At 64.7% G+C, this 25,683-nt stretch carries 30 protein-coding genes; 20 read left to right on the top strand and 10 right to left on the bottom strand.

Annotated elements, in window-relative coordinates:
- The first annotated feature begins 12 nt into the window (after positions 1-12).
- Positions 13-930: a hypothetical protein gene (locus tag JEQ47_RS02265; protein WP_198874767.1), complete on the top strand. Its 918-nt coding sequence runs from the start codon at positions 13-15 to the stop codon at positions 928-930.
- Here the strand turns inward: JEQ47_RS02265 and JEQ47_RS02260 are convergent.
- From JEQ47_RS02260 to JEQ47_RS02245, 4 genes are all read right to left on the bottom strand, one after another.
- Complete coding sequence (locus tag JEQ47_RS02260) at positions 927-2,228, bottom strand: lipopolysaccharide biosynthesis protein (protein WP_198874766.1); 1,302 nt, start codon at positions 2,226-2,228, stop codon at positions 927-929. The genes JEQ47_RS02265 and JEQ47_RS02260 overlap by 4 nt on opposite strands.
- On the bottom strand, positions 2,221-3,390 hold the full coding sequence (locus tag JEQ47_RS02255; RefSeq protein ID WP_198874765.1) for a GNAT family N-acetyltransferase: 1,170 nt from the start codon (positions 3,388-3,390) through the stop codon (positions 2,221-2,223). The genes JEQ47_RS02260 and JEQ47_RS02255 overlap by 8 nt, the downstream gene beginning before the upstream one ends.
- A gap of 98 nt (positions 3,391-3,488) precedes the next feature.
- On the bottom strand, positions 3,489-4,511 hold the full coding sequence (ltaE, locus tag JEQ47_RS02250) for a low-specificity L-threonine aldolase (protein ID WP_198874764.1): 1,023 nt from the start codon (positions 4,509-4,511) through the stop codon (positions 3,489-3,491).
- Between the two features lie 241 nt (positions 4,512-4,752).
- The gene (locus JEQ47_RS02245; protein ID WP_236020621.1) at positions 4,753-5,730 is read right to left on the bottom strand and encodes a class I SAM-dependent DNA methyltransferase; all 978 of its coding nucleotides are present in this window, start codon (positions 5,728-5,730) and stop codon (positions 4,753-4,755) included.
- Between the two features lie 496 nt (positions 5,731-6,226).
- Here JEQ47_RS02245 and JEQ47_RS02240 point away from each other — a divergent pair, with 496 nt between their 5' ends.
- The 8 genes from JEQ47_RS02240 to JEQ47_RS02205 all read left to right on the top strand — a co-directional run bounded on the left by JEQ47_RS02240 (position 6,227) and on the right by JEQ47_RS02205 (position 13,660).
- A complete protein-coding gene (locus JEQ47_RS02240) occupies positions 6,227-6,436 on the top strand; it encodes a cold-shock protein (protein WP_035080396.1) in 210 nt (69 codons plus the stop codon).
- 310 nt (positions 6,437-6,746) lie between these two features.
- Complete coding sequence (greA, locus tag JEQ47_RS02235) at positions 6,747-7,220, top strand: transcription elongation factor GreA (RefSeq protein ID WP_198874762.1); 474 nt, start codon at positions 6,747-6,749, stop codon at positions 7,218-7,220.
- A gap of 217 nt (positions 7,221-7,437) precedes the next feature.
- Positions 7,438-8,388 carry a thioredoxin-disulfide reductase gene (gene trxB, locus JEQ47_RS02230; protein ID WP_198874761.1) on the top strand — a complete coding sequence of 317 codons (951 nt, stop codon included), beginning with the start codon at positions 7,438-7,440 and terminating at the stop codon, positions 8,386-8,388.
- A gap of 114 nt (positions 8,389-8,502) precedes the next feature.
- The gene (locus tag JEQ47_RS02225) at positions 8,503-9,396 is read left to right on the top strand and encodes a LysR family transcriptional regulator (RefSeq protein WP_198874760.1); all 894 of its coding nucleotides are present in this window, start codon (positions 8,503-8,505) and stop codon (positions 9,394-9,396) included.
- A gap of 170 nt (positions 9,397-9,566) precedes the next feature.
- Positions 9,567-10,274 (top strand): HAD-IA family hydrolase, encoded by a 708-nt coding sequence (locus JEQ47_RS02220; RefSeq protein WP_198874759.1) that lies wholly within the window; start codon positions 9,567-9,569, stop codon positions 10,272-10,274.
- A gap of 25 nt (positions 10,275-10,299) precedes the next feature.
- On the top strand, positions 10,300-10,782 hold the full coding sequence (locus JEQ47_RS02215; protein ID WP_198874758.1) for a hypothetical protein: 483 nt from the start codon (positions 10,300-10,302) through the stop codon (positions 10,780-10,782).
- Positions 10,783-10,847: 65 nt separating this feature from the next.
- Positions 10,848-11,348 carry a hypothetical protein gene (locus tag JEQ47_RS02210; protein WP_198874757.1) on the top strand — a complete coding sequence of 167 codons (501 nt, stop codon included), beginning with the start codon at positions 10,848-10,850 and terminating at the stop codon, positions 11,346-11,348.
- 1,181 nt (positions 11,349-12,529) lie between these two features.
- Positions 12,530-13,660 carry a hypothetical protein gene (locus tag JEQ47_RS02205; protein WP_198874756.1) on the top strand — a complete coding sequence of 377 codons (1,131 nt, stop codon included), beginning with the start codon at positions 12,530-12,532 and terminating at the stop codon, positions 13,658-13,660.
- Positions 13,661-13,758: 98 nt separating this feature from the next.
- Here JEQ47_RS02205 and JEQ47_RS02200 read toward each other — a convergent pair whose 3' ends face one another.
- Positions 13,759-14,961 carry a pyridoxal phosphate-dependent aminotransferase gene (locus tag JEQ47_RS02200; protein WP_198874755.1) on the bottom strand — a complete coding sequence of 401 codons (1,203 nt, stop codon included), beginning with the start codon at positions 14,959-14,961 and terminating at the stop codon, positions 13,759-13,761.
- 59 nt (positions 14,962-15,020) lie between these two features.
- Positions 15,021-16,085, bottom strand: coding sequence for a LacI family DNA-binding transcriptional regulator (locus JEQ47_RS02195; protein WP_198874754.1), 1,065 nt, complete (start codon positions 16,083-16,085; stop codon positions 15,021-15,023).
- Positions 16,086-16,231: 146 nt separating this feature from the next.
- On the opposite strand from JEQ47_RS02195, the gene JEQ47_RS02190 reads away from it, so the two are divergent.
- The gene (locus JEQ47_RS02190) at positions 16,232-16,429 is read left to right on the top strand and encodes a hypothetical protein (RefSeq protein WP_198874753.1); all 198 of its coding nucleotides are present in this window, start codon (positions 16,232-16,234) and stop codon (positions 16,427-16,429) included.
- Between the two features lie 2 nt (positions 16,430-16,431).
- Here JEQ47_RS02190 and JEQ47_RS02185 read toward each other — a convergent pair whose 3' ends face one another.
- Positions 16,432-16,848 carry a DUF4864 domain-containing protein gene (locus JEQ47_RS02185; RefSeq protein WP_198874752.1) on the bottom strand — a complete coding sequence of 139 codons (417 nt, stop codon included), beginning with the start codon at positions 16,846-16,848 and terminating at the stop codon, positions 16,432-16,434.
- Between the two features lie 144 nt (positions 16,849-16,992).
- On the opposite strand from JEQ47_RS02185, the gene JEQ47_RS02180 reads away from it, so the two are divergent.
- The 3 genes from JEQ47_RS02180 (at position 16,993) to JEQ47_RS02170 (ending at position 18,490) form a co-directional block, all read left to right on the top strand.
- On the top strand, positions 16,993-17,289 hold the full coding sequence (locus JEQ47_RS02180; protein WP_198874751.1) for a hypothetical protein: 297 nt from the start codon (positions 16,993-16,995) through the stop codon (positions 17,287-17,289).
- A 126-nt stretch (positions 17,290-17,415) separates the two neighbouring features.
- Positions 17,416-17,844 (top strand): CBS domain-containing protein, encoded by a 429-nt coding sequence (locus tag JEQ47_RS02175; protein ID WP_198874750.1) that lies wholly within the window; start codon positions 17,416-17,418, stop codon positions 17,842-17,844.
- A 10-nt stretch (positions 17,845-17,854) separates the two neighbouring features.
- Positions 17,855-18,490, top strand: coding sequence for a LysE family translocator (locus JEQ47_RS02170; protein WP_198874749.1), 636 nt, complete (start codon positions 17,855-17,857; stop codon positions 18,488-18,490).
- Here the strand turns inward: JEQ47_RS02170 and JEQ47_RS02165 are convergent.
- A complete protein-coding gene (locus tag JEQ47_RS02165; RefSeq protein WP_198874748.1) occupies positions 18,487-18,870 on the bottom strand; it encodes a GNAT family N-acetyltransferase in 384 nt (127 codons plus the stop codon). The two genes, JEQ47_RS02170 and JEQ47_RS02165, sit on opposite strands and share 4 nt — an antisense overlap.
- Before the next feature lie 120 nt (positions 18,871-18,990).
- On the opposite strand from JEQ47_RS02165, the gene JEQ47_RS02160 reads away from it, so the two are divergent.
- The 3 genes from JEQ47_RS02160 to JEQ47_RS02150 all read left to right on the top strand — a co-directional run bounded on the left by JEQ47_RS02160 (position 18,991) and on the right by JEQ47_RS02150 (position 21,936).
- Entirely contained in the window at positions 18,991-19,581 is a 591-nt protein-coding gene (locus JEQ47_RS02160) for a Spy/CpxP family protein refolding chaperone (RefSeq protein WP_198874747.1), read from the top strand.
- Between the two features lie 174 nt (positions 19,582-19,755).
- Positions 19,756-20,988, top strand: coding sequence for an aminotransferase class V-fold PLP-dependent enzyme (locus JEQ47_RS02155; RefSeq protein WP_198874746.1), 1,233 nt, complete (start codon positions 19,756-19,758; stop codon positions 20,986-20,988).
- 42 nt (positions 20,989-21,030) lie between these two features.
- Positions 21,031-21,936: a DMT family transporter gene (locus tag JEQ47_RS02150; RefSeq protein ID WP_198874745.1), complete on the top strand. Its 906-nt coding sequence runs from the start codon at positions 21,031-21,033 to the stop codon at positions 21,934-21,936.
- 14 nt (positions 21,937-21,950) lie between these two features.
- Here the strand turns inward: JEQ47_RS02150 and JEQ47_RS02145 are convergent, their stop codons facing one another.
- Complete coding sequence (locus tag JEQ47_RS02145; protein ID WP_198874744.1) at positions 21,951-22,331, bottom strand: DUF2147 domain-containing protein; 381 nt, start codon at positions 22,329-22,331, stop codon at positions 21,951-21,953.
- The gene (locus tag JEQ47_RS02140) at positions 22,328-22,717 is read right to left on the bottom strand and encodes a DUF2147 domain-containing protein (protein ID WP_198874743.1); all 390 of its coding nucleotides are present in this window, start codon (positions 22,715-22,717) and stop codon (positions 22,328-22,330) included. Before JEQ47_RS02140 ends, JEQ47_RS02145 begins: the two co-directional genes overlap by 4 nt.
- A 358-nt stretch (positions 22,718-23,075) precedes the next feature.
- On the opposite strand from JEQ47_RS02140, the gene JEQ47_RS02135 reads away from it, so the two are divergent.
- From JEQ47_RS02135 to JEQ47_RS02120, 4 genes are all read left to right on the top strand, one after another.
- Positions 23,076-23,669, top strand: a complete 594-nt coding sequence (locus JEQ47_RS02135) for a thymidine kinase (RefSeq protein WP_198874742.1) — start codon at positions 23,076-23,078, stop codon at positions 23,667-23,669.
- Positions 23,670-23,672: 3 nt separating this feature from the next.
- Positions 23,673-24,062 (top strand): acyl-CoA thioesterase, encoded by a 390-nt coding sequence (locus JEQ47_RS02130; protein WP_198874741.1) that lies wholly within the window; start codon positions 23,673-23,675, stop codon positions 24,060-24,062.
- A gap of 230 nt (positions 24,063-24,292) precedes the next feature.
- A complete protein-coding gene (locus JEQ47_RS02125; protein ID WP_198874740.1) occupies positions 24,293-24,958 on the top strand; it encodes an SH3 domain-containing protein in 666 nt (221 codons plus the stop codon).
- Between the two features lie 107 nt (positions 24,959-25,065).
- On the top strand, positions 25,066-25,635 hold the full coding sequence (locus tag JEQ47_RS02120) for a peptidase inhibitor family I36 protein (RefSeq protein ID WP_198874739.1): 570 nt from the start codon (positions 25,066-25,068) through the stop codon (positions 25,633-25,635).
- Positions 25,636-25,683: the final 48 nt, after the last annotated feature.

Raw genomic sequence — 25,683 nt, 5'->3', positions numbered from 1 at the left:
CGGGAGCATGACATGATCCGTACCGCCGCAACCCTCGCCGTCCTTCTCTCCGGCACCGCATTGACCATCGCCCAGGATCTCCAAACCGAGCTCGACAGCTTCATCGGAGCCGACGGCTTCGAGCGGCTCGATGTCGACCTGCTCGAAAAGGTCCTGCTCGACGAATTCATCGACGTCGGCGACATCGCCCCCGGCGGCTCGGTCGGGCCGCTGGAAAAGGCACTGCTGATCGCCACGGCGGAAATCCCCTCCATCCGCACGCGCACCGCTGTGGACTATGGCCAGATCCTCAGCGAGGAAGACGGGCCGGTCAGTTTCATCGAAGTGCGCCACTACAATCTGGGGCCGGCCGTCCGCGCCGAAACCATCGCTGCCTATGGCGAAGGCGATGTCGCCGACGAGGATGCCTTTGGCCTCGGCGACCACATGGCCTGGCGCTTCGTCTTCCAACCCCTCATGGGCAACAGCGCCGCGCTGATCGATGTCAGCAGCAAGGTCATTCCCGAAAAGTCCGCCGCCAAGCACGATTGCGCCACCGGCCCCTGCCTCGACCCGCTGAGCACGCTGGACACAGCCGCCGAGTGGGAAGGCATGGATGCCGCCCTGCCTGAATGGCCGGCGCTCTACGCCACCGAAGCCGAGGGCGCCGCGACGCCCGCCCATGCCGTGGCCCAACTCGCCGTTGCAGGCTTCTGGGCCAATGCCGAGGGCGGCGCCTATCAGTGGACCGGCGGCGAGCACCCCGAATCCGTTCGCGATGCCACGCCGTTCCGCTTCATCCAGATCGATCGGCAGCTCGGGCAGGAAGCGTCCATCGACGCCATCTGGCTCGAAACCGCGCTCAACGACCACGCCCTCGCGTCCATCACCTTCCGGCGTGCCGAAATCGGCGGGGACGTCAGCCTGATGCGCGCCAGCGCGCCCCGCTAGGCGCGCGACAAGGATGGCAGGCCGAAGCTGAGGACGCGCAGCCGGTCGCTCCGCCACAGCAGCATGGCAAGGGCCGCAGTGCGGCAGGCCATGGCCGTGGCGCTGGCGATGGCTGCGCCCTCGGCCCCCAGCTCGGGCACCAGGACAAAACTCAGCGCCAGAGTCACCACCAGCACGCCGAAGCTCACCAGCAGCCCCTCGCGCTGGCGGCCGAGCACGATCAGCGCCTCGCCCGCCTGCCCCGACATGGCCCGCAGGACCAGGCCTGCCCCCATGATGGCCATCACCCCCTGCCCCGCGACAAAGGCCTCGCCAAAGGCGCCGAGCAGCAGCGGCCCGGCCAGCAGCGCCAACCCGACGGCCACGATGGTGGCCCACAGGGTGAGCCGGGTCGATTGCAGCATGTTCGATTGCAGCGCCCGTCGGTCCGCCACTGCCAGGTCGAGTGCGAAGCGCCGGCCAGAGACCAGCGCCATGGCATAGGCAACGAACCCCGCGAGGGCGAGCGCCCGCACCGCGGCGAAATAAACCCCGACGACGTCCGGCTCCACCAGGAGGCTCAGCACCAGCACGTCCGCATAGCTGGCCAGGTCGTCGAGTCCCGAAAGCAGCAGCAGCGGCAATGAGACGCGCAGCCACAGCCGGCGCTGCTGCACCGTGGTGACGGTGCTTCCCGCAGCGGCTCCGCGCAGTTGCCGCGCCAGCATCAGCAGCATCAGCAGCGCCACAAGGCCCATGCTGCCGATCAGCACCGCGCCGATAACGGGCAAGGTCAGCGCCACCCCACCGGCCGAGAGCAAGATACAGGTTGTTCCGATCAGCACCGGCCGCAGAATATAGACCGGCACCGCCGCCAGCCGGAACCAGCCGAGGCTGCGCGCCACTCCTTCGAGATAATATTCGAGCCCCAGCACCGGCAGGCCGAGCGCCACCAGCAGCACGGTCATCCCGGGCCCATCGAGGCCGATGCCCAGCGCCAGCATGGCGGCGATGGCCGCCAGTGCGCCGCCCGTGCCCATCACGACGAGGAGGCCGAAGCGCCAATAGCTGCGCAGCGCCGCACCCCGCCCCCGCTCGTGGTAGCGCGGCACGAAGCGCACGCTGGATTCGGCAAAGCCGAGCGCGGCGAAACTGCCCAGCGCCAGCATCCAGGTCCAGAGCGTGACGAAGCCGCCATAGCCGTCTTCGGGCAGCAGTCTGGCCAGCAGCACCTGGAGGCCGAACACCAAGGCGGCGCCCGCGACCCTGATGGCCAGTGCGGTCGCCGCCTGAACCGGCCCCTCCGGCGAGCTAGACATAAAGAATCATGCAGGCCGCCGGCCGCAACACCGCCATCACCCGTTCGACCAGGATCGGGATGTCGGCATGCAGGCGCTTCAGCGCCGGCCGGATCCGCGGCAGCCACGCGCCGGCATAGAACCGCCCACGCCAGTTGAGCGCCTCGGCGCGGCTCGAAACGGCAATGCTCCGGTTGGTCCAGCTCGCCTTGTATTCGGCCGGATTGATCAAGAGGTCATAGCCGGTGACGCCCTGACCGATCAGCCAGGCCACCGTGAATTCCATCTGCACCTTGCCCGGCGAGAGCGCCTGCAGGTCCCAGTCGAACCCGCCGACAAAGGCGTAGTAATGCCCGCTACGGATGAAGCCCAGCTCCAGGGCCACGACCCGGTCGCCCGCGCGCAGCACCGAGAGGCAGGCGCCCTCGAGCGCGGCCGGGTTGCCTTCCAGCGAGGCGAGAAAATCCTCGAGGCCGCGCATGGCAAAGCCGGTGCCCAGCCGTCCCGTTTCGGCCAGCCACTGGCGCTTCATGGCGATGCAGAGCGTCACCAGCGCAGCGAAATTCCGGTGCTCCGGCCAGATTACTTCGAAATCGAGCGCACCCAGCCGCGCCAGGTGATTGCGCCGCCGGTTGCGATTGCGCTTCTGCAGTTTGCCCAGCCGCGCCACATAGTCGTCGGCCGAGGCAAAGCCAGAGAGATCGAGCATCGAGGCGGCATTGTCCGCTCCCTCGACGCGGGGCTTGTCGCCCAGAACCCGTTCCAGCACGCTGCCCGCCAGGACGGCGCGCGACAGGATCACATCGCAGCCCGACTGGCGCACCTGGCGCCGCAGCAGCGCCGCGATCTCGCCGAATGGCCCCGCGTCCTGACGCATCAGGATGCCGCAATATTGGCTATGCGGCACGCCCAATGTTTCAAGACGCCTGATACCCGCGCTTTCGACGATCATCCGCGGCCATAGCGCCAGGAGCGTGTCGCCCTGCCAGACGGTCACCACATAGGGGATATGGCTGCCATCCGCGCAGAATTGCGCCACCCAGTTGCGGCACCAGTCAAAGCTCTGGAAATAGGTCAGCGGATCGGCGCAGTCGGCCTCGAGTGCCCGCCACGCGTGGGCGATGGCGTCAATCTCTCCCAGCGTGCCAAGCACGCGGCTGGTGAGGCTCCCCCCTCCGGGCATCGCCGCTGTCTCCTTCTGTTCGACAGGGACTTAAGCACCGGCGCCTGAAGATGACGTTGCCGGATAGGGCAAACAAAGTCTTGCCACCGCGCAAAGAATTATCGGCGCTCGAAGAACCGGTCGACCAGCGCCAGCGCCCCGGACACATCATCGTCCGTGATGTCGATATGCGTCACCCAGCGCTGCTGCCCGTAGCGGCCGATCACCGCAATGCCCTGCTCGGCAAGGTAGGTGTCGAAGGCTTCGGCAATATCGGCATGCGCATCGACCCAGAGGATATTGGTATCCGGCGCCGTGACCGTGAGCGCAGCGTGCCGCGACAGGCCCTCTGCCAATTGCCTGGCCCGGCGGTGATCGTCGGCCAACCGCGCGACATTGTTGTCGAGCGCATAAAGCCCGGCCGCCGCCAGGAGGCCCGATTGCCGTAGCCCACCGCCCAGCATCTTGCGGTGGCGCCGCGCCGTGTCGATCAGGTTCCGCCGCCCGATCAGCACCGACCCGACCGGCGCGCCGAGCCCCTTCGAAAGGCAGATCGACACGGAATCGAACGGCGCGGTGAAGGCGGCAATGTCCATGCCGAGCACCGTGGTGGCATTGAAGGCCCTGGCGCCGTCGAGGTGCAGGCCAAGATCATGGCGCCGGGCTATGTCCGCCACGGCGCGCATGTAGTCCATCGGTATGACGCGGCCGCCAAAGGTGTTTTCGAGGCAGATCACCCGCGTGCGGGCATAGTGGGCGTCGTCGGGCTTGATGGCCGCCTCGATATCCGCCAGCGCCATCGTGCCATCGGCCTGATGCCCGATCGGCTGCGGCTGGATCGAGCCCAGCACCGCCGCGCCACCCGCCTCGTTGACATAGAGATGCGCCTTCTGCCCGGCGATATATTCGTCGCCCCGGCCGCAATGGCTCATCAAGGCCAGGAGGTTCGACATGGTCCCGGAAGGCACGAACAGCGCTGCATCCTTGCCCAGCATCCCGGCTATGCGCTGCTCGAGCCGGTTGACGGTCGGATCGTCGCCGAACACGTCATCGCCCACCTCGGCCGCCGCCATCGCCGCGCGCATCCCGGCGCTGGGCTTGGTGACGGTGTCGGAACGAAAATCGTGGCGGATGGCATTCATGGCGGGGTCTCCTAAAGTCCCCTTGTCGCAAGCAGGTCGAAACTTAGCTAGAGCCCCAGACCCAATACTTCACGCGCCAACCGATCGCCCCTCCCCATCGTCACCACCCGGCTTGACCGGGTGGTCCATGCGATCTGGCGGCGAGGTGGATTGCCCGGTCAAGCCGAGCAATGACGAAAGGGGGGTGAGTTCCCGGTCGGAACCGCCGTCAGGCTACGAAAGACCAAGAGGTGTCTACCGCCTAGGCCGCGACGTCGCCGCCTTCGGCTTCGTCATTTGCAGCCGTCAGCTCCACCGCCGGCTTGCGCGCCACCACGAGAATGCCTGTGATCGGTGCGCCGCGATCGAAGCGCAGCACGGCGGTCTCGAAGCGCAGCAGGTCCAGCCCCGCCACGACAAGCGCGTTGCGTGTCGCCTCGACGCCGTGGGCGTAGCGAAGACTTGGACGCAGGAAGATTTCTTCCTCGCCGTCATGCGCTTCGAGCGAAAAGGCCACGAGGCCACCCGGCCGCATCGCCGGCAGCAGTGCGCCAAGGATCGGCTGCAGCGCGCCGCAATAGATGAGGACATCCGCCGCGGTCACCAGGTCCGCATCGGCGCGGCGGGCATTGAGTGTCGCCACCAGCTCGGCCTTGGAGAGGCTGTCATAAATGCCCTTGCGGGCCGTCTCGGCGATCATCGCCGCCGAAATATCGACGCCTTCGAGGTGCGCCACCTTGGCGCGCAGCTTTTCGCCCATGAGGCCGGTGCCGCAGCCGAGATCCAGCGCGCGCTCGAAGGCGCCGATGCCCAGCCGCGCCATCTCCGCATTGACCAGGTCGTCGAGCAGGTCCGGCACCCGGTAACCGAGCTTGCCGACCAGCGACTCCTCGAACTTGGCCGCATACTGGTCGAACAGTGCCTCGACATAGCCCACCGCCGTACCCTCGCCGGCCGGTCCCGCCTTGTGGGCGGCCAGCTTCAGCCGGGCGCCGAAGACGCCATCATCGTCCAAGGCTTCCAGCCGTCGCCAGGCGGCGATGGCTGCTGCGATCTGCCCGGCTTTTTCGTGGTAGCTGCCGCAAAGGTCCCAGCCCGCCGCCCAGTCGGGCGCCATGTCCAGCGCCTGCTCCATGAGTTCGGCCGCTGCCGCATGGTCGCCCTGTTCGGCCAGCATGCGGGCATAGTCCGCGCGCCGGTCGGCAATCACGTCGCCGGAAGAATAGAACGCCTTGCTCAAGACGATTTGCTTTCGAGAGAACCGGCCCATCTGGCACGGCGCGCGGGATTTGCCGCAAAGCGCCCCGGAGTGCAAGCAAATTGCATCACACGCCTCTGTGACCAATTGTTCACTTTCCATCGGCGCTGACTCAGCTACAGTGGCAATTGTCCATATCTCGGGCAGCCCCTGACGCCCGGCTGAGAATGGCGACCACGCACCACCAGACGATCCATCCAGGCCGCGGCGGAGTTGGATGGATTTAGGCCTAAAGCTCTGTCTGCTCGGAAAAATCCCAGATTTTTCCGTGCGTTTTGTCATGTCCACGCGACATATTGAAGCCTCGTGAATTTCAGGTTACGCTTCGCCCCATCGAATATTGCGGCCGACTGATCTGAAGACGCGAATTCCATTCGCACCTGCTGACGTCATCTTCCGATATTTCGATATCAACTAGGTTCTGGCAGGTGCATGGCCGGGACCGCTCCAGCAGCGACTGCACGAGGGAACGCGCATCATGGCAACTGGTACCGTTAAGTGGTTCAACGGCCAAAAAGGCTATGGCTTCATTCAGCCGGACGAAGGTGGGGCCGACGTGTTCGTCCACATCTCCGCAGTCCAGCGTTCGGGCCTCAATGGCCTGGATGAGGGACAGAAGGTGAGCTACGAGATCGTCAAGGACAAGCGGACCGGCAAGTCCGCCGCTGACAACCTCACGGCCTCCTGATCCACCGGTATTGATTTTCCGAAGGGCGCGTCCCGGCCTGGGGCGCGCCCTTTGTTTTTGCTGCCTGTGCTGAACCGGCTCTGGGCGCGTCGTCCGGCTTGACCGCGAGGCCCGGTGCGGGCAAGCTGTTGGCATCTCCCGCAAAGACTTGTCATGAAGCGGTGGCCGAACCATGTTTTGGCAGGGAGACACCTTGCCGGGCGCCCAGCGCTGCGGCCTGGTTCAACATCAATCCAAGCCTGTCGCGGCCCGATGAACCGGCCCTGCGGCGGGATTTGTTATTGCCGAGCCCATTGGAGGCAGCACGAATATGGACAAGGTTCCGATGACGATTGAGGGCCACAAGGCCCTTGCCGCTGAGTTCGAACATCGCACCAGCAACGAGCGCCGTCGCATCATCGACGCCATTGCCGAAGCCCGCGCCCACGGCGACCTCTCCGAAAACGCCGAATACTCGGCGGCCAAGGAGCAGCAGAGCCTCAATGAAGGCCGCATCAAGGAGCTCGAAACGATGCTGGCGCTGGCCGACATCATCGACGTGAGCAAGCTGAGCGGCGACACCGTCAAGTTCGGCGCTACCGTCACCTTCATCGACGAGGATACCGAGGAAGAAAAGACCTACCAGGTCGTCGGCGATCCGGAAGCCGATGCCTCGGCTGGCCGCATTTCCATTTCCTCCCCCATTTCCCGCGCCATGATCGGCAAGGAAGAGGGCGACACCTTCGAGGTCGCCGCCCCCGGTGGCGCCCGCAGCTACGAAATCCTCAAGATTCGCTACATCTGAGAATCAGGGCGGACGCCGCGTGCGTCCGCTCGCTCCGCGCGAGCATTTCTTGCCGCGCCACGCCCCAATTTGAGGCATTTGCCCGATTTCCTGTATCTTTCATGTGCACTCCCGCGAGCTTATGCTCCGCGGGAGTGAGTTTGCCTTGAAACATGCCCCCTCTGGACCTTAACTAAGCAACGAGGGAGCATTCCTGGATTATCGGAGAAGGTTCGCGATGCACGCGAAAGTCATCATCATTGGCTCGGGTCCGGCTGGCTATACGGCTGCCATCTACGCGGCGCGCGCCATGCTCGAACCGGTCATGATCCAGGGGCTGCAGCCCGGCGGGCAGCTCACCATCACCACCGATGTCGAGAACTATCCCGGCTTTGCCGACGTCATCCAGGGCCCGTGGCTCATGGACCAGATGAAGGCGCAGGCCGAGCATGTCGGCACCAGGATCGTCAACGACATCATTACCCATGTCGATTTCGATCGCCGCCCCTTCGTGCTGACGGGCGACAGCGGCGACACCTACACCGCCGATAGCCTCATCATCGCCACCGGCGCCCAGGCCAAGTGGCTGGGCCTGCCCTCGGAACAGAAATTCCAGGGCTTTGGCGTTTCCGCCTGCGCCACCTGCGATGGCTTCTTTTATCGCGGCAAGCAGGTCCTCGTGGTCGGCGGCGGCAATACGGCGGTCGAGGAAGCCCTCTTCCTCACCAATTTCGCCGAAAAGGTCATCGTCGTGCATCGCCGCGACGAATTCCGCGCCGAACGCATCCTGCAGCAGCGCCTGTTCAAGCATCCCAAGATCGAGGTGCGCTGGAATACCGAAGTTGTAGAAGTCGGCGGTTCGCCCACGCCCCCCTCGGTCAACTCGGTCACGCTCAAGGATCGCACCTCGGGCCGTACCTATGACCAGCCGATCGACGGTGTCTTCGTCGCCATCGGCCATGCCCCCGCAACGTCCATCTTTGCCGGCAAGCTCGACATGAAGCCCGGCGGCTACCTGCAGGTAAAACCCGGCACCACCGAGACCAATATTCCCGGCGTCTTCGCGGCCGGCGACGTCACCGACGACATCTACCGCCAGGCAGTCACCGCCGCCGGCATGGGCTGCATGGCCGCGCTCGATGCCGAGCGGTTCCTCGCCGAGCATGAACTCGCCGAAGCAGCGGAATAGTCTGGAAATGCCGGCGCTAAGTCACGCTAACGTCACAATGATTTGGCCTCCCTCGCCGCGGGCGGGGGTTTTCGTCCGACCTGGCTGAAAAACACTAAGGAAAGCGCCGCCAACATGCTCGACTGGGACAAGCTACGGATCTTCCACACCGCCGCCGAGTCGGGCTCCTTCACGCACGCAGCCGAAAAGCTCGGAATGAGCCAGTCGGCCGTTTCCCGCCAGATTTCCGCGCTCGAGGACGACCTGGGCCTCAAGCTCTTCATTCGTCATGCCCGCGGCCTCGTGCTCACCGAAGTCGGCGAACAGCTCTTCCGCACCGCCCACCGCATGCACTGGGAACTCCAGCAGGTGGAGACCCAGATGTCCGAAAGCCAGGACGTCCCCACCGGGCCGCTGATCGTCACCACCACAGTGGGCATCGGCTCGACCTGGCTTTCGTCCCGGCTCGACGAGTTTTTGAAACTCTATCCGCTGATCCAGCTCGAAATCCGCCTCAACGACGCCGAGCTCGACCTCGCCATGCGTGAGGCCGACGTCGCCATTCGCCTGCATCGCCCCAACCAGTCCGAGATGATCCAGCGCAAGCTGTTCACCGTGCACAACCACTTCTATGCGTCGAACACCTATGTCGACGAGCACGGCATGCCCGCCACCGCCGAAGATCTCGACGACCACCGCATCATCAGCTTCGGCGAGCCGGTGCCCTCCTATCTGGGCGACATCAACTTCCTCGAACGCATGGGTCGCAGCGACGCCAGCCAGCGCCGCGCCGCGCTCCGCGTCAACGCCATCTACGGCATGCTCCAGGCCTGCCGCGCCGGCATCGGCATCGCCATGCTGCCCGATTATGTGACGGAAAAGGAAGATGGCCTCGTCCAGATTCTGCCCGAAGTCGAACTGCCCGCCTACGAAGCCTATTTCGTCTATCCGCCGGCGCTGAAAAATTCAAAGCGCGTCGGCGTCTTCCGCGACTTCCTCGTCTCCAAGGCCCGCGAGTGGGCGTTCTGATCGGGCTGTAAAGGCCCCCTCACCCGCCGGCTTCGCCGTCGACCTCTCCCCCATAGGGAGAGGTGGCGTGCGTCAAGGTCGCGGAGCGACACCTTTTCCTCTGGGGGAGAGGTCGGCCCGCAGGGCCGGGTGAGGGGGCCTTTAGCCGCGACCGACTGCAGGACCATCCCATGCCCCGCATCACCACTGTCGCCCTCGATGCCGATGACACGCTCTGGCAGAACGAGCAGTTCTTCCGCCTGAGCCAGGAGCGCTTTGCGGCGCTGCTGCGCGACCATACTGATGTGCCCGATCTCAATGAGCGCCTGATCGCCTCGACCGCCCATAATCTCCGCTTCTACGGCTTTGGCGCCAAGAGTTTTACCCTCTCCATGATCGAGACGGCGCTCGAACTCACCGACCACAAGGTGCCCGGCCGCGTCATTGCCGAACTCCTTGCCTCGGGCCGCGAACTGCTCGATTTCCCGCTCGAAACCCTGCCCTATGTCGATCAGGCGCTGGGCGAATTGCAGCAGCGCTATCGGCTGATCCTCATCACCAAGGGCGATCTCTTCGATCAGGAGCGCAAGCTCGCTGCCTCGGGCCTTGCCGAATATTTCGCCGCCGTGGAAGTCGTCTCCGACAAGACTGAGCCGGTCTATCGCCGCATCTTCGCCCGCCACACCGAAGGCGCCGAACATACGATCATGGCCGGCAATTCCCTCAAATCGGACATCCTGCCGGCGCTCGCTGCGGGATCATATGCGGCCTATGTGCCGCACGATCTCACCTGGTCCTACGAACATGCCGAGGAGCCGCAGGGCGAGCCGCGCTATGCCCGGATCGAGCATCTGGGCCAATTGCAGGCGGCCATCGACGCATTTGAGGCTGCAGAGTAATCTGGTCCGGCTTCCGGAGGTCCAGATGCACCGCTTCCCCGCTCTCATCGCTCTTGCCCTGTCCGCCCTGTTGACCACCACGAGTTCCGCGCTGGCCCAGCCCGAGGACGCGATAGAAGTCGGCCGTATCTTCTGCAAATACGTGATCGAAGACACCGAGCCGATGGGACTGCTGACCCCTGAACTGATCTTTGTCATCGGTGACGCAATGGCGCGCAATGCCGAAATCCAGGCAGCAGCCCCCGATGAGAAGCCGCCCCTTGGCGACGGCATTCCCTGGACCAGCTTTCCTGATCGTCCGGACAAGTGCGACGTCGAGGAAACATCCGTCACCGAGGTCGAGGCGCGGCTCGCGGTGACCTACGGTTTCAACGATTGGCCGGACGCAGGCTTTACCGACACCCTTGTCCTCAAACCCTTGCCCCTGGGCTGGTTCGTCGACGACGTGCTGTTCGTCGAGGGCACGACCTTGCGAGAGGCACTGACGGACGTGATCGCCGACGACTAGGCTCGTTCATCGCCAGTTCAGTGCCATCCACCTAGAGCTTTCGCATCCTCAACCGGGCCAAAGCCATGCGTCACCCCACCGCTCTCCTGCCGCTCATACTGCTGACTGCCATTCCTGCCCAGGCGCAGATGGTCACCATCACGCCCGAGCAGGTCGGCCAGATCTTCTGCATCAGCAGCCTCGGCAACGACATCACCCCGGCCTATTCCATGCTCTCCGAAGGGCTGGAATCCGAGATCGCCAGGGCGAGCGAGCGCAACCTGCAATTCGAAATCGACAACCCGGGCGAAAAGACTCCACTGGGCGACGGCTTGCCGTGGCGCACTTCCCCCGATTATGCGGATGGATGCGAAGTGGGTGAAGTCACGGTGAAGGACTTCGTCGCTCGCGTGCCGATCCATTACAGCTTCTCGGATTATCCGGCCGGAAACTACACCGATCACCTGATCCTCCTGCCTGCCTATTACGAGGTGGAGGGCGACCCCTTGATCTGGCGCATCGACGACATCGAACTGAGCAATGGCCTCAACATGCGCTTCATCATCGGAACAGCGTTCGAGCCCTGAACACCTGTGGCAGCCCGTCGCACCTCGGGAAGGCGTCCCTGTTTTTACTGAGCTTTCTCCGCCAGCATGCGCGCCGTGCATGGCTGGCATAACCCCTGCCGGGTTGGCGCAAGCGTCAACCGCCTCTATATGCCCAGTCATCACAGCGGGTGTTTTCTCCTCCCTCCCTTGCGCCCGCTGCGTTCCCTCCTGACCGGTCCCTGACCAGTCATCCCTTGGGCTCCGCTCTCCCCTCGAGCGGGGCCTTTCTTTTTGCCCGCAGTTCTGAACCACCCTTGCAAAAACGCATGGCTGACATGTCAGTTTCGGGATTGTCTATCAAACCGGTAGAGTTCATATAGGCGGTGTTGCTGAGGCGCGCTCCGATCTCCTCCTCCCTTCGGACCCCGCATCGCAACACCGGACTAAGGATCATCTCCTCCTCCCTTGATCCAAGGTCCATGGCAGAGCGGCATACTCCTCCTCCCTTGCTCTCTGCCCCACTTTCGATTTGGCCTCAGGCCGATCATCGGGCCCCATCTCCGGATGGGGCCTCTTTTTTGTCTGCGGTCATGCAACCTGTCGCCAACCTGTCGGTTTGCCTATTTGTTGGACAGATTGTCGCTGTGCTCATTGCATAGCAGTCATGACATCCGATGCATTGCTGACCAAACGGTCAAAATCTATATTGCTTGTGTCGCTGGTGAAGCCGCTCCGTATCCTCCTCCCTCGGACCCGCTTCTTGCGACACCGGATTGAAGCCGAATCCTCCTCCCTCGGCGACGATCCACCGGTCTGGCGCATATCCTCCTCCCATGCGCAGGGCCAAAACTTGCGATTTGGCTTCGGCCCTATCATCAGGCTCCAACTTCGGTTGGAGCCTCTTTTTTTGCGTCGCGCCCAGCGAATCTGCATGGCAGCATTTCCCAATGTGCGTTTGTGTCGCGGCGCGCGCCGTCCGATAGTGCTGGCGAAGACGGAGTTCGTGGTGACCCGTCCCTCCAAGGTCAGCGGCTTCGGCCGTAGACCGAACGGCCCCGCCCATCCCCTCGGGCGGGGCCTTCTTTTTTGGCCGACGCATCCGATATTGCCCGGCATATTTTTCCGCCCGGCCTTATATGGGCCGCCACCCCCGTTGTTTCTGTTGGATTTTTTTGGCGGCACGCGCCTTGCAAGGTTTCCGGCAAAGCCGGAGCATTGCCATGGTCGCCGTCAATTCCTCGTCCGCCTATTCAGCCTATCAGAGCTACAGCTCGGCCTATGCGACCAGCGCCGCCGCCAGCCGCGCGAACACGGCCGCCACCACGACGGCACAGGACCAGCAAACGTCGGCGACCAGCGCCACCGAGGTCGTGCTTTCCGACGAGGCCAAGGCCGCATTGGCGGAGCGGGACTTTGCCACCGTCCTCGCCGATGCCCGCAGCAAGCTGAGCGAACTGCTCAAGGAGGCCGGCCGCACCTCGCCCCTGCAAAAGGGCAAGCTGGCGCTCGACCTTTCGAGCCTCGACCACCGCGAGCTCTACGCCATGTCGAGCGATGCCAGCTTCACCCCGGACGAACGCGAGGCTGCCGGCCTCGAAATGCAGCGCCGCTTCGAGGCAGCGCTTGCCGGTCCCGCCGCCGTCGCCAAGGTCACCGGCAACTACACCAATCTCTACAAGGCCGCCGGCGCCTATCTCGACAGCCTTGGAGCCGAGGAGCGCGCCAGTGCCGATTGGAAGGCCGGTCGCGATGCCGTCACCGAGGGGCTCAAGCAATTGCAGTCCAAGCCGGGCACCCTCCCCGATGCCGGCGACAGCGACCCGGTGGCGCTCTATCTGGCGCTGGTGGAAACAGGCGAGATCGCTGAACCGGTTTCCATGGACGACCTCGCCGCCAATACCCGCTCAGCGCTGGACAAGATCTATGCCGAAGCCAAGGCCAATGGAAAGCTGGCCACCTTCAATCGCAGCACCACGACCGGCACCTATGTCGACATGTCAAAGCTGTCGAGCCGCGCCCTCACCTCTATCGTGCTCGACAGCCAGGGGGCCTTCACCCAGACCGAGGTCAATGCCGCCCGCTCGGCCCTCCAGGCCAAGAGCGGCACCACGCTGCTCGCGGGCTTCCAGTCAGCCAGCAAATCCGGCGACCCGACCGCTTTCAGCCAGAACATCATCGCCGCGTTCACCTCGCTCAGCGACGAGGAGCGCCGCGCCGTCGGCTGGTCCGACCAGCTCTATCAGGCCGCCATGCAGTCCTATGCCAGCACGTCCAAGCTCATGGAAATGTTCGGCGCCGCGACCACGGGCAATACGGGCCCGGGTGGTCTTGCCACGCTGCTGGGCGGCTAAGGCCTGTCGGCCTGCCCACCCTCCCCCTTGAGGGGAGGGTAGCGTCGCTGGGCCCGAAAGGGCCCTAGGAAAGCTGGGGAGGGGGTCACGCCGTTGCCTCACGCAATCCCCGCGCAGAACCCCTGGATGCGCCGGACTGCTTCTTCCAGCTCGGCATTGCTGGCCGCATAGCTCAGGCGGAAATGGCCCGGCAGCCCGAAGGCGGTGCCATGCACCAGCGCCACCCCGGTCTCTTCGAGCAGCGCCAGCACGAAATCCTCGTCGGTAACGAGTTTCGTGCCGCCGGCGCTCGTCTTGCCCAGGAGCCGCTGGCACGAGGGGAATACGTAGAAGGCGCCTTCCGGCGTCAGGCAGTCGAGCCCGGTATTGGCATTGAGGCCCGCCACGACCATGTCGCGCCGCGCCTGGAACACCTCGCGCCACTCGGCCAGGAAGTCTTGCGGACCGTTCAGCGCTTCCACCGCAGCCCATTGCGATATCGACGTTGGATTCGACGTCGACTGCCCCTGTAGCTTCACCATTGCCGCCAGCAGCGGCCTGGGTCCGGTGCAGTAGCCGATGCGCCAGCCGGTCATGGCATGCGACTTGGAAACGCCGTTCATCGTCAGGGTCCTGGCCTGCAGCCGGGGTTCGACCTGCGCGATGGTGGCGAACTCCTTGCCGTCATAGACCAGCACTTCATAGATGTCGTCGGTGAGGATGTGCACATGCGGATGCCGCATCAGCACCTCGGCCAAACCCTTGAGTTCACTGGCCGTATAGGCCGCGCCGGTCGGGTTGGACGGCGTATTGAGGATCAGCCACTTGGTCCGCGGGGTAATCGCCGCTTCCAGCGTCTCCGGCGCCAGCTTGAACCCGGTCGAGGCATCCGCCACCGCAAACACCGGCTCGGCACCACACAGCCGCACGATTTCAGGATAGCTCACCCAATAGGGCACGGGGACAACCACCTCGTCGCCGGGATTGAGCGTCGCCATCAGCGCATTGAAAATGATCTGCTTGCCGCCCGAACTGACGAAACAGTCGGCGGCGGTGACATCGAGTCCATTGTCACGGCGGAATTTTGCCGCCACCGCTTCCTTGAGTTCGGCAATGCCATCCACATTGGTATAGCGCGTCTTGCCCTCGTCCATGGCGCGCTTGGCGGCGTCACGGACGTTCTCGGGGGTGTTGAAATCCGGCTCGCCGGCCGAGAGCGCGATGATGTCCTTGCCCTCGGCAGCCATCACGCGCGCCTTCTGGCTGATCGCCACGGTCGCGGACGGTGCCACGCGCCCCAATGCATCCGACAGAAAAGCCATAACCCGCCTCCAGAAATGTGCAGTCGGGGTTTAATGCACGGCGCGAAAAGCCGAAAGCGCTATTTGCGGGGCGGCGCCGTGGTTTCGCGCACCACGAGCTCTGCCTGAAGAATCCGCCGGCCTTCGACCTGTTCGCCGCCCAAAGCCGCCTCCACGGCTAGCCGGGCGATCTCCGCCATCGGCTGCTGCACCGTGGTCAGTTTCGGCGTCGACACCGCCGATTCCGGCACGCCATCGAAGCCCACCACGGAAACATCCTCCGGGACGGAAAGGCCCTGCCGGAACAGCCAGTCCACGGCCCACATGGCGATCTTGTCCGACATGACGAGGAGGCCTGTCGGCCGCTCCGGCCCGCCGAACAGTTCCGCCATCGCCGTCTCGGTGCTGCGGCGATCTTCCTGCGTGACCATGACCGGCACGTCGCCAATGGCGATACCCGCAGCCTCGAAAGCCTGCCAGTAGCCCAGCGCCCGGTCGCGTGACGTCGAATATTTCGCCGCCCGCACCCGCTTTTCGTCGGTCCGGCCGACGAAGTCGTCGTCGAGCTGGGTCGAAATGATGGCCAGCCTCCTGTGCCCGAGACTCAGCAGGTGCTCTCCGGCCAGCCTGGCCCCAGCGACGTTGTCGACGCCGATGGCGGGAATACTGGAATCCTCCGCGCCGATCGCCAGCGCCACGTACGGCAGCTTGCGGGCGCGGGTAATGTCCACCAGCCGCTCCCCACCTTCGACGCAGAGCAGGATGAATCCATCCACCACCGCCGACTGGATGTTCCAATCCAGCCGCTCGTCGCTGATGGCCGAGACCAGCGCCACGCCAGCGCCCTGGCTGTCGCAGATTTCGGAAATCTCGGCCAGCAACTGGCGGGCCCACAGGTCCTCGAAAAAATAACTCAGCGGCTCGATCGCCGCGACGCCCACCGCATTCACCCGCCCTGCCCGCAGCAATCGTCCGGCCACGCTGGGCCCGGCATATCCGAGTTTCTGGGCGGCTTCGAGCACCCGTTCCCGCACTTCGGGTCGCACCACATCGGGCCGGTTGAACACGTTGGACGCTGTCCCTTGGGAAACGCCGGCCGCCTGGGCGACGTCACGCAATCTCACCGGCTCGTCCTGCTGCGCCATGGCTTTCTCCACACTCCCCTGTGTGTAACAAATTTTTTGTATCGGTTCAATTCAGCTTGACTTGAACGCATCGAGCAGCCATTTTTGAACCGGTTCAAGCACTCATGCGTTTATGTATTGAACCGATTCAATCAAAGGAGGCAAACATGATCCCCGCCAGCTATATGTTCAAGGATGCATTCCAGCAGTCCTTCTATGAAAACCCCGATATCGCCGCAGCGGCGGAGCGTCAGCGCCAGACACAGCCTGGCCGGCCGATCCTCACGCGCTGGCTGCAAGCCCTGAAGGGCAAGGCGGCAGCCCGTCGCGACGAGCGCCTGCCCGAAGTTTTCGGTCACCTCTGAGACTATATGGCGATGCCCGGCGTACTACGCAGCACCACACCCTGTACCCGCCAACCCTCGGGCTCGTCGGCCACCTGATAGATGGCTTCCCACACCTGTCCATCGGTGCCGATGAGTTCGACAGACACCACGACCATGCCGGACGCCAGTTCCCGATAAGTGCCAAATGTATGCGTCCGCGACGCACCGATGGGCTTGTATCCGGAGCGCTCGATGTCCGCGATGAAGTCCTGCGGGTCCATATAAGCGGCGCGGAAGCCGGCTCCGGCCAGGGCAAGGGCCGCTGCCCCGTCACCATCGCGGAGCGCCTCGATCTGTCCGGTGACCGAGACCTCCCATGGCCGCTCTGTGTCCAGCTCCTGCCCCGTGGCAGGCGACAGCAAAGCCAAGGCAAAAACCATCTTCAGCAACAAGCGCATCATCCGCCTCCGCGGCTAGGGGCGGATCACGCCGCCACAGTTCTGCCCTCAAATGGTCTCGGCATATCCCCCGTCGTTTCACAGTCGAACCGCTATTGGATGCTGTTCTGCCTGGATCGGAAACGAGGATGCGACGTCGATCCCATGCAAATATCTACGTCTGCTAGGCGCAAAGGTTTCAGGCTGCTCGCCGTTTTCGGCGCGCTTGGTGTCGCCGTTGCTGCTGCCAGCACTTTTGTTGACACGGTCACCCCGGCCGAAGCTGCCAGCTTCGTTCAGCAACCCGACATGCAGGTTGCGGTCTTCATGGTGCCGCTGACCCTGCTGGTTCTGTTGATGATTTTCGAAGTAGCCCGGGTGTGCCTGCGCGGCGCCCTGCCTGTCCAGGCGCCACGCGCGCCTCGCCCCACCGATTGGGCCGAGGCCCGTGACGCCGCCTGAGCGCACACATGTTTCCCTGACGAGCAACTTGGCCGGCCTTTGCGCCGGCCTTTTTTTTGACTTTCGCCCTATTGCCGGGCGCGAGGGTGAGGTTCAAACTCCACGATCATATCAGGAGGACTGACCATGCATGTCGACACCATCCTGCAGACCAAGGGCAGCAAGGTGCATACCCTCGAGCCGACCGGCACCCTTGCCGATGCGGTTGCCCTGCTCAACACCCACAATATCGGCGCCGTCGTCATCGTCGACAATGCCGGCAAGATCGCCGGCATCCTGTCCGAGCGCGACATTGTCCGCCAGCTCGGCAAAAATCCGGGCGGCGCATTGAACTTGCGCATTGCCGATTGCATGACCGCGACCGTGGTTACTGCCGAACGCACGACCAGCATCGACGAGATTATGGAGCGCATGACCCGACGCCGCATCCGCCACATGCCGGTCGCCGAGGCGGGCGAACTGCTCGGCATCATTTCCATCGGCGACGTGGTCAAGCTCAAGATCGCCGAAGTCGAGCACGAGGCCGAGGCCTTGCGCGAGTATATAGCGAGCTGACGGGACAAACATGCTGCAAACCTTTCTCATCGTCTGGCTGGGCGTTGCCGCGGCGCAGGCTTCGCCCGGCCCCAACATGTTCGCCGTTGCCGGGGTGGCGCTGTCCACCGGCCGCCGCGACGCCCTCATGGTCGTCATGGGCATTGCCACCGGCTCGCTGCTCTGGTCGCTATTCTGTGCGCTGGGCATGGGGGCACTGTTCACGGCCGTGCCCGCGCTGCTGACCCTGCTGAAATTCGTCGGCGGCTTCTATCTTCTCTATATGGGCTGGAAGGCCCTGCGCACCGCCGCCCGCGGCGTGGATGCCAATATCCGGGCCACCCGCCCCAGCGCTTCGGCTCTGGCCGCCTGGCGTCGCGGCCTTCTCGTCGTCATGACCAATCCAAAAGCCGTGCTGATGTGGCTGGCCATCACCACCTTCCTTTATGGCGCCGGCCTCGGCGGCGCCCAGGTCCTGCTGTTCGGGCCGATTGTCGCCACCAGCGCCATCCTCATCTACGGCTTTTACGCCTGGCTTTTCTCCACCCGTACCGCGACCAGCGGCTATGCCCGCTATTGGCGCTGGATCGAGGCCGTGTTCGGCGCTGCCTTTGGGGCCTTCGGTCTCGTGCTGGTTGGCTCGGGCCTGCGCGACCTGCGCCCCTAGCGCAGCCGGATCAGCCCGGCTTCGGTATGGCGGAAGCCGCATTCACGGTAGAAGCCGGTGAGATGCGGCTCGAAGTCGACATGCAGCCAGTCCGCGCCCCGTGTTCGGGCAGCCTCGGTCGCGGCCGCGACGAGGCGCGTCGCGATCCCCTGCCGCCGGTAGTCCGGGTCCACCGCCGTGTCGAGGATGAAGGCGTGCACGCCACCGTCCCACGCGACATTGACGAAGCCCACCAGCCGCGCGCCCACGAATGCGCCCAAATGCGTCAGGCTCCGTTGCAGCACAGCGGCATAGTTGTGCGGCGGCGCGCCACCCCAGGCCCGGCGCCAGAAGGCGTCGAGCACTGCCGCCTCAGGATAGGGGTCGACGACGATCCGCATCTGGCTCCCACATTACCAAACTCAACAAAGCTTCATCCGCTCGCAAGGTCGTGAAGACATCGCCTTGGCTAGGTTCTCCTTGTGCCGGTTCCCGGCGTCCCATGCAAAGGATGAACGACCATGAAGACGATTTCCACCTCCGCCATCGTTGCCCTGATGACCGCCTCCATCGGCCTCAGCGCCGTCGCGCCGGCCCTGGCCCAGGATGCTCCACCGCCGCCCGCCGCTGAAGCTCCGGCCACCGACACTGCAAAGCCCCCCGCCCAGATCATGCGCCGTGGCGGCGGTCTCGGCTTCTTCGATATGGCCCGTGGCGCCGAAGCCGTCGAGATCGCCATTGTCCGCCTCAGCCACGCCATCGACCTGACCGAGGAGCAAACCGTACTGCTCGAAGACCTCAAGACCGATGCCCTGGCCGCCGCCGCGGCCTTCGAAACCGCGACCCAGGGCCTTCGCCCTTCCGCACCGGCCGAAGGCGATACCGCCGCCGCCCGGCCGAGCATTTCCGAGCGCTTCGACAATCGCATCGCGCTTCAGGCCGCTCAACTGGCGGCGCTTGAAGCCGTCCAGCCGTCCTTCACCGCCTTCTTCGACAGCCTGACGGACGACCAGCAGGCTGCCCTGCAGCCCGAGCGCGGCGACCGTCCGGGCCCTGCCGGCCATTATGGCGGCGGCTTCGGCCAGCGCCCCATGGGTCCGGGCAACCGCTGACCTCAACCGGCCCGCTGTCCTTCGCAGTCGGCCGGGGCGATGTCTCCGGGGCGCGACTATGCGTCTCCGCCCCCCTTCCCCACGGATATCGCCCGACCCCGGCTCTCAACAGCCGGGGTTTGCTTTTTACTGCGCCTCGCATACCACTGGAGCACTCCTTCTTCCGGGCCCTCCATGACCAGCCTCCCCCTCGATCCGTCCTCCATCCGCGCCCTGTTCCCGGCCTTCGCCGAACCGAGTCTTTCCAGCCAGGCATTCTTCGAGAACGCCGGCGGCTCCTACACCGCCCAGGCGACACTCGACATTCTCGATCGCTACTATCGTACCACCAAGGTGCAGCCCTATGGCGTTTATGCTGCCTCCGAAGCCGCCGGCAGGGCCATGGATCATGCCTATGAGCGGCTCGCCCGCGCGCTCAATGTCTCGACCGACTGGATCCACATCGGCCCCTCCAGCTCCGCCAATACCTATGTGCTGGGCAATGCCTTCGCGGCCTGGCTCAAGCCCGGCGACGCCATCGTCGTCACCAACCAGGACCACGAAGCCAATACCGGGAACTGGCGACGCCTTGCCGCGCGCGGCATCGAGGTGCGCGAATGGCAGGTGGATACCGAAACTGCCCGGCTGTCGCTCGAAGCTCTCGATGGATTGCTCGACGAGCGGGTAAAACTGGTCGCTGCGCCGCATTGCTCCAATATCGTCGGCGACATCAACCCGATTGCCGACATCGCCACGCGCGCCCATGCCGTGGGTGCGGTGCTCGCCGTCGACGGCGTCAGTTATGCCCCGCATGGCCTGCCCGACCTCACGGCGCTTGGAGCCGACATCTACTTCTTTTCCGCGTACAAGACCTACGGGCCGCATCAGGGCGTCATGGCCATCCGCCCTGACCTCGCCCGCGCCCTGCCCAATCAGGGGCACTATTTCAACGACACCAAGCTGCGCTACCGCCTGACCCCGGCCGGTCCCGACCATGCCCAGATTGCCGCCACCGCGGGCATCGTCGACTATCTCGAACAGGTCGCTGCGCTCGCACACGTGTCCATTGAAGGCATCGACCCCTGCCGTCGCGCCCATGCCGCCATGCGCGCTCAGGAAATTGCGCTGGCCGCACCGCTGCTCGATTATCTGCGCACCCGCAACGACATCCGCCTTATCGGCCCGTCCGATCCGCAGAGCCGCGCGCCCACCATTTCTGTCCTCGCCAACGAGCCGGGCATCGACATCGCCCGCCGGTTGGCAAAACATGGCGTCATGGCCTCGGGCGGCAATTTCTACGCCGTGCGTCTGCTGGAAGCCCTGGGCATCGATCCGGTCAATCACGGCGTTCTCCGCCTCTCCTTCGTCCACTACACCACGCCCCAGGAAATCCAGCAGCTCATCCGCGCGCTGGATGCCGAATTGTAGCCGCGTCGACCAGACCACCCTACCGGATCTCAAGGTCAACCCATGTCCCGACCCGTCGCCTCGCTGCTGCTCGTCATCTGCACCATGTTCTGGGGCTTTGCCTTCATCGCGCAGAAGTCCGCAATGGACTCGATGGGCCCGCTGACTTTTGCCGGCGTGCGCTTCATCATCGGCGGCCTCCTGATCCTGCCGCTGGCGCTGCACGAACGCCGCCGCCGGCCAGTGGCGCTGACGCGCCAGCACTGGCTGATCATCGCCGCGCTCAGCACCGTCTTTTTCTGCGGCATCTGGCTGCAACAGGCGGGGCTGGCCACTACCACGGCCACCAATGGGGGCTTCCTCACCGCGCTCTACGTGTTCTTCGTGCCGGTGCTGGGCTATGTGCTGTTCCGCAACCGGCCGCATCCGATCATCTATATCGGCGTGCCACTGGCGCTGGTCGGCACCTATTATCTCAATGGCGGCGGCCTCGACAGTTTCAACTCCGGCGACTGGCTGATCACTGCCGGCGCCGTGTTCTGGGCGCTCCACGTCATCCTGCTCGGCCATATTTCGCGGCTGACCGGCCTGCCCATCTATGTGTCGGCCATCAGCTTCCTCGCCGCCGGCGCCGTTGCCAGCGTGCTCGCCCTGGCGCTGGAAGCACCCACTGTGGAGGCGATCTCCAACGGCTGGCTGGAACTGGCCTATGCGGCGATCTTCTCGACGGCCGTGGCGTTCACGCTCCAGGCCATCGGCCAGCAGCATGTGCCGCCGGCCAATGCCGCCATCATTCTCTCGGCCGAGAGCCTCTTCGCCGCGCTGGGCGGCGCGCTGCTCCTGGGCGAGCGTCTGCCGGCCATCGGCTATGCCGGCGCGGCCCTGATCTTCGGCGCCATCATCCTCGTCGAGGCCATTCCGCCGCTCTGGGCCCGCCGCAAGACGCACGAGCCACGCATCGTCAACTAGCCGAGGCCCGGTTGCTACTCGGCGAACCGATACATCTGGTAACTCCGGCAGATCACGAAGGCGAAACACCCGGTCAGAGTGATCTGGTCGGCGCTGACCTGGGTAATAGTGCCCGACGCCGTCTGCCCATAGATGTGGAGATCGCCCTTCCACTGGTTGGGCTTGGTCTGCACTGCGTGGTCGATGAGCAGCGTGTTGAGATAGGGCAGGTTTTCCGCGTTGTCGGCGCCATTGCCCAGCCATACCAGCTCGGCGCAGAGCTGTGTGCCGTCACCGCACAGGGTCACGTCATAGCGCGAGTCGCGCATCTCGATTTCCCACATGCCCACGGGCGAGGCCGAAGCGGGCAGCGCGGTGGCGAGCCCGAGGATCAGAGCGAGCGCGGTACGGATCATGGAGCGTGCCGATACATCTGATAGGTCTTGCAGATCACGAGAAAGGCGCAACCCGACATGGTCATGTGGTCGGCGCTGTTCTGGGTGATCGTGCCATTGAGCCGATAGCCCATGAAGTTCATCTCTCCCTTCCATTGCCCCGGACGGGACTGCCGCAGCGCCCGCGCCATCGGCTGGTTGAGGTAGGGCTTGTATTCTTCGTTGTAGTCGGTGTCCGACAGCCAGACCAGCGATCCGCAAAGCTGCGTGCCATCCCCGCAGAGTTCGAGCGCAAAGCGCGTGTCGCGCGTCTCGAGTTCCCACACGCCCGCCGGCGAGGCCAACGCCGGCAGGGCCGCGGCTGCGCAGAGGGCCAGTGCGGCAACGAGGGATTTTAGTCTGGGCATTGGCCGTCCTCCGGGTCCGTGGTGCATCAAAATTCGCGTTCTCGACCTGAACCCAAGCTGAACACCGAACGCGTCGACAATAAAACCACGATTTCAACAGCGCCGTCATGTCGCCGTCATCTGCCGCCCCTAGGGTCCAGCCATCCCGGCTCCCCCCATTGGCCAGGATTGCCCGCCCCGCGTCCCCACGCCGCGCCGGCATCGGAAGGCCCGGACCGCCAACCCCCGGCCTTCCCGACCGACCCCAATCGGTCCTGGCCGCCTGCGGGCGGCCTCTTTTTTTGTGGAGCGCCACCGATTGTGCCTCGCACCGGCGCCCGCCCTGCGCCACAAAGACCTCGATCCCTCAGGCGCGACCATGGCCAAGCTCTATTTCTCCTATGCGGCGATGAATGCCGGCAAGTCCACCTTGCTGCTGCAGGCCGCCTACAACTATCGCGAACGCGGCATGCGCGTGCTGCTGTTCACCTGCGCCGCCTATGCCGGTGGCCAGCCCGGCGTCATCAGCTCGCGCCTCGGCATTTCCGAGGCCGCCGAACTCTACGATGACGACGACGACCTCTATGTCCGCATCCACGACTACGCCCTCGAATCCAAGATCGACTGCGTCTTTCTCGACGAGGTCCAGTGCCTCACCCGCGAGCATGTCTGGCAGTTGGCCCGCGTCGCCGATCGCCTGAACATCCCGGTCATGTGCTATGGTCTGCGCACCGACTTTCTCGGCCGCCCCTTCCCCGGCGCGGTCGAACTCCTGGCCCTGGCCGATACCCTGCGCGAAATCCGCACCATCTGCTGGTGCGGCGGCAAGGCTACCATGGTCGTCCGCCGCGATGAATCCGGCCGGGTGCAGACCGATGGCAATACCGTGGCGCCGGAAAAGGCCGACTACGTCTCCCTCTGCCGCAAGCATTGGGAAGAAGCCTTCGGCCGCTGGCCAGTGAAAGGACCGTGAGCGATGCAGACCGATTCCACCGAGCCGCGGGGCGCCCTCACCATCCGCACGCTGGCCATGCCCGCCGACACCAACCCTGCCGGCGACATCTTCGGCGGCTGGGTGCTGGGCCAGATGGACATTGCCGGCTCCATCGCCGCGCATGAGCGGGTCCGGGGCCGCACCGTCACCGTTGCGGTCGAGGCCATGACCTTCATCGCCCCGGTCAAGGTCGGCGATGTGCTCTGTGTTTATACGACGGTGGAACGGGTCGGCACGACCTCCATCACTGTCGGCATGGAAGCCTGGGCGCGCCGCAATCGCCAGGCCGACCGGGTCAAGGTCACCGAGGGGCGTTTCGTCTATGTCGCCCTCGACGAGAATGGCAACAAGCGCGCCATCCCGCCGCTCTAAACCATTAACACAAAGACCGATTTCCGTTCAGCCTGCATTCAGGCAGAACCTGCTTTTTGTCGGCCAACGCGACCGGCGGGTGCGGGGCAGAATTCATCTTCCACCACATCCCTGCCGGAACTCTTTTCAGCAGCGCTCCGTTTCTGGAGTCAGAAAACAATTGGGCGCGGCCACCGCAAGCGTCGTTCCGGATGTCCGGGACCGGATGGCCAGACCAGAGGGAAAAAGTCATGCACCGTCAGACCCGCAAGAACCTGCTCAACCTGGCCACCGGCGTCGCCGTCGCGGCCGCCGCCGTGGTCGTCTTCCTGCCCGCCGCCTATGCTGCGCCTGGCACGGTGACCGGCAATGTCAACGTTCGCTCCGGCCCGGGCACCAATTATGGCGTCGTGGACGTCGCCCGCGCCGGCCAGCAGGTCGATGTGCAGCGCTGCCAGGGCTCCTGGTGCTATGTCGTCAAGCCTGGCCCCGATGGCTGGGTTTCGGCCACCTACCTGACCGGCGGCGGTGGCGCCCCGGTGAACCCGTCCAATCCGGGCCTCAGCTTCGGTTTCACCGTCGGCGGTCCCAATGGCCCGCAGATCAGCATCGGTGTCGGCAACCAGCCGCAGCCCCAGCCGCCGCGTCCGCAGCCGCCGGTCATTCAGCCGGTTTACGACGAAATCTGCTTCTTCGATCGTACCAACTTCCGCGGCGACAGCTTCTGCATGCAGCCCGGCCAGTCGACCCGCGACCTGCGGAGCTGGACCGACCGCATCTCGTCCGTCCAGAACCCGAATGGCTACGAAGTCCAGGTCTGCTCGGAGCCGAACTACGTGTCGTGCCGCACCTACACCACCAGCGCCTCGTCGCTGGGCGACTTCGACAACTACATCGCCTCCATCCGCACCCGCTGATGGTTTCGGCCTGACCCGCATCGAAAGCGCCGCCCCGCAATGGGCGGCGCTTTGCTTTTGCTTCGGCTCCCGCTAACCTTGAAGCCTATCGACCGAGGTGATTTGTCATGCGTCTGCTTGCTGCCTTTGGACTGGCCCTTGCCCTCCTGCTTCCCGCCGCGCCGGCTATGTCCGAGACCGAGGCCGGCAGCCACGGCTGGAGCCGAGAGACGCTGGTCCTGCGCACCGGTCCGGGCACCAATTACGACATCACCGGCGAAATCCCCGGCGAGGTGGCCATCAAGATTCTCCGCTGCCAGAAGCTCTGGTGCAATGTCGATGGTCCCGGCGGCCGCGGCTGGACCAACGCCTACTCGGTCGATTTCGGCAAGGATCCGCACTGGCCCATTCTCGACTCGGACAACGACTGGCCCGACGTCGCGGGCGGCAGCATGTGCTTCTACGAAGGCACCAATTTCACCGGCCGCTCCTTCTGCGCCAATACCGGCGAAGTCTTCCAGGATCTTGCCACCTGGGGCTGGGACAACCGCATCCGCTCGATCGCGGTCACCACGCCGACCAGCGCCGCCATCTGCCGCGACCGCTTCTTCCAGTCCTATTGCGAGCGCATCCTCGAGAGCGAACCGCATCTCGATCCGCTGCTCGCCAGCCAGCTCTCCTCCATCCGCGTCTACTGACACCGACGCCGTCTGCTGCCCGGAAAAGTCAGAGGCGCCGTCTACCGG

The sequence above is a fragment of the Devosia sediminis genome, assembly GCF_016411825.1.
Lineage (GTDB): Bacteria > Pseudomonadota > Alphaproteobacteria > Rhizobiales > Devosiaceae > Devosia > Devosia sediminis.
Note: the sequence above shows the minus strand (reverse complement) of the source record. Positions and strands in the feature narration are given on the sequence as shown.

What these genes read in the sequence shown, in the direction of transcription:
- JEQ47_RS02265 (WP_198874767.1), top strand. Translation starts at nt 13, where the DNA reads ATGATCCGTACCGCCGCAACCCTCGCCGTCCTTCTCTCCGGCACCGCA.
- JEQ47_RS02260 (WP_198874766.1), bottom strand. Translation starts at nt 2,228, where the DNA reads ATGTCTAGCTCGCCGGAGGGGCCGGTTCAGGCGGCGACCGCACTGGCC.
- JEQ47_RS02255 (WP_198874765.1), bottom strand. Translation starts at nt 3,390, where the DNA reads ATGCCCGGAGGGGGGAGCCTCACCAGCCGCGTGCTTGGCACGCTGGGA.
- ltaE (WP_198874764.1), bottom strand. Translation starts at nt 4,511, where the DNA reads ATGAATGCCATCCGCCACGATTTTCGTTCCGACACCGTCACCAAGCCC.
- JEQ47_RS02240 (WP_035080396.1), top strand. Translation starts at nt 6,227, where the DNA reads ATGGCAACTGGTACCGTTAAGTGGTTCAACGGCCAAAAAGGCTATGGC.
- greA (WP_198874762.1), top strand. Translation starts at nt 6,747, where the DNA reads ATGGACAAGGTTCCGATGACGATTGAGGGCCACAAGGCCCTTGCCGCT.
- trxB (WP_198874761.1), top strand. Translation starts at nt 7,438, where the DNA reads ATGCACGCGAAAGTCATCATCATTGGCTCGGGTCCGGCTGGCTATACG.
- JEQ47_RS02225 (WP_198874760.1), top strand. Translation starts at nt 8,503, where the DNA reads ATGCTCGACTGGGACAAGCTACGGATCTTCCACACCGCCGCCGAGTCG.
- JEQ47_RS02220 (WP_198874759.1), top strand. Translation starts at nt 9,567, where the DNA reads ATGCCCCGCATCACCACTGTCGCCCTCGATGCCGATGACACGCTCTGG.
- JEQ47_RS02215 (WP_198874758.1), top strand. Translation starts at nt 10,300, where the DNA reads ATGCACCGCTTCCCCGCTCTCATCGCTCTTGCCCTGTCCGCCCTGTTG.
- JEQ47_RS02210 (WP_198874757.1), top strand. Translation starts at nt 10,848, where the DNA reads ATGCGTCACCCCACCGCTCTCCTGCCGCTCATACTGCTGACTGCCATT.
- JEQ47_RS02205 (WP_198874756.1), top strand. Translation starts at nt 12,530, where the DNA reads ATGGTCGCCGTCAATTCCTCGTCCGCCTATTCAGCCTATCAGAGCTAC.
- JEQ47_RS02200 (WP_198874755.1), bottom strand. Translation starts at nt 14,961, where the DNA reads ATGGCTTTTCTGTCGGATGCATTGGGGCGCGTGGCACCGTCCGCGACC.
- JEQ47_RS02195 (WP_198874754.1), bottom strand. Translation starts at nt 16,085, where the DNA reads ATGGCGCAGCAGGACGAGCCGGTGAGATTGCGTGACGTCGCCCAGGCG.
- JEQ47_RS02190 (WP_198874753.1), top strand. Translation starts at nt 16,232, where the DNA reads ATGATCCCCGCCAGCTATATGTTCAAGGATGCATTCCAGCAGTCCTTC.
- JEQ47_RS02185 (WP_198874752.1), bottom strand. Translation starts at nt 16,848, where the DNA reads ATGCGCTTGTTGCTGAAGATGGTTTTTGCCTTGGCTTTGCTGTCGCCT.
- JEQ47_RS02180 (WP_198874751.1), top strand. Translation starts at nt 16,993, where the DNA reads ATGCAAATATCTACGTCTGCTAGGCGCAAAGGTTTCAGGCTGCTCGCC.
- JEQ47_RS02175 (WP_198874750.1), top strand. Translation starts at nt 17,416, where the DNA reads ATGCATGTCGACACCATCCTGCAGACCAAGGGCAGCAAGGTGCATACC.
- JEQ47_RS02170 (WP_198874749.1), top strand. Translation starts at nt 17,855, where the DNA reads ATGCTGCAAACCTTTCTCATCGTCTGGCTGGGCGTTGCCGCGGCGCAG.
- JEQ47_RS02165 (WP_198874748.1), bottom strand. Translation starts at nt 18,870, where the DNA reads ATGCGGATCGTCGTCGACCCCTATCCTGAGGCGGCAGTGCTCGACGCC.
- JEQ47_RS02160 (WP_198874747.1), top strand. Translation starts at nt 18,991, where the DNA reads ATGAAGACGATTTCCACCTCCGCCATCGTTGCCCTGATGACCGCCTCC.
- JEQ47_RS02155 (WP_198874746.1), top strand. Translation starts at nt 19,756, where the DNA reads ATGACCAGCCTCCCCCTCGATCCGTCCTCCATCCGCGCCCTGTTCCCG.
- JEQ47_RS02150 (WP_198874745.1), top strand. Translation starts at nt 21,031, where the DNA reads ATGTCCCGACCCGTCGCCTCGCTGCTGCTCGTCATCTGCACCATGTTC.
- JEQ47_RS02145 (WP_198874744.1), bottom strand. Translation starts at nt 22,331, where the DNA reads ATGATCCGTACCGCGCTCGCTCTGATCCTCGGGCTCGCCACCGCGCTG.
- JEQ47_RS02140 (WP_198874743.1), bottom strand. Translation starts at nt 22,717, where the DNA reads ATGCCCAGACTAAAATCCCTCGTTGCCGCACTGGCCCTCTGCGCAGCC.
- JEQ47_RS02135 (WP_198874742.1), top strand. Translation starts at nt 23,076, where the DNA reads ATGGCCAAGCTCTATTTCTCCTATGCGGCGATGAATGCCGGCAAGTCC.
- JEQ47_RS02130 (WP_198874741.1), top strand. Translation starts at nt 23,673, where the DNA reads ATGCAGACCGATTCCACCGAGCCGCGGGGCGCCCTCACCATCCGCACG.
- JEQ47_RS02125 (WP_198874740.1), top strand. Translation starts at nt 24,293, where the DNA reads ATGCACCGTCAGACCCGCAAGAACCTGCTCAACCTGGCCACCGGCGTC.
- JEQ47_RS02120 (WP_198874739.1), top strand. Translation starts at nt 25,066, where the DNA reads ATGCGTCTGCTTGCTGCCTTTGGACTGGCCCTTGCCCTCCTGCTTCCC.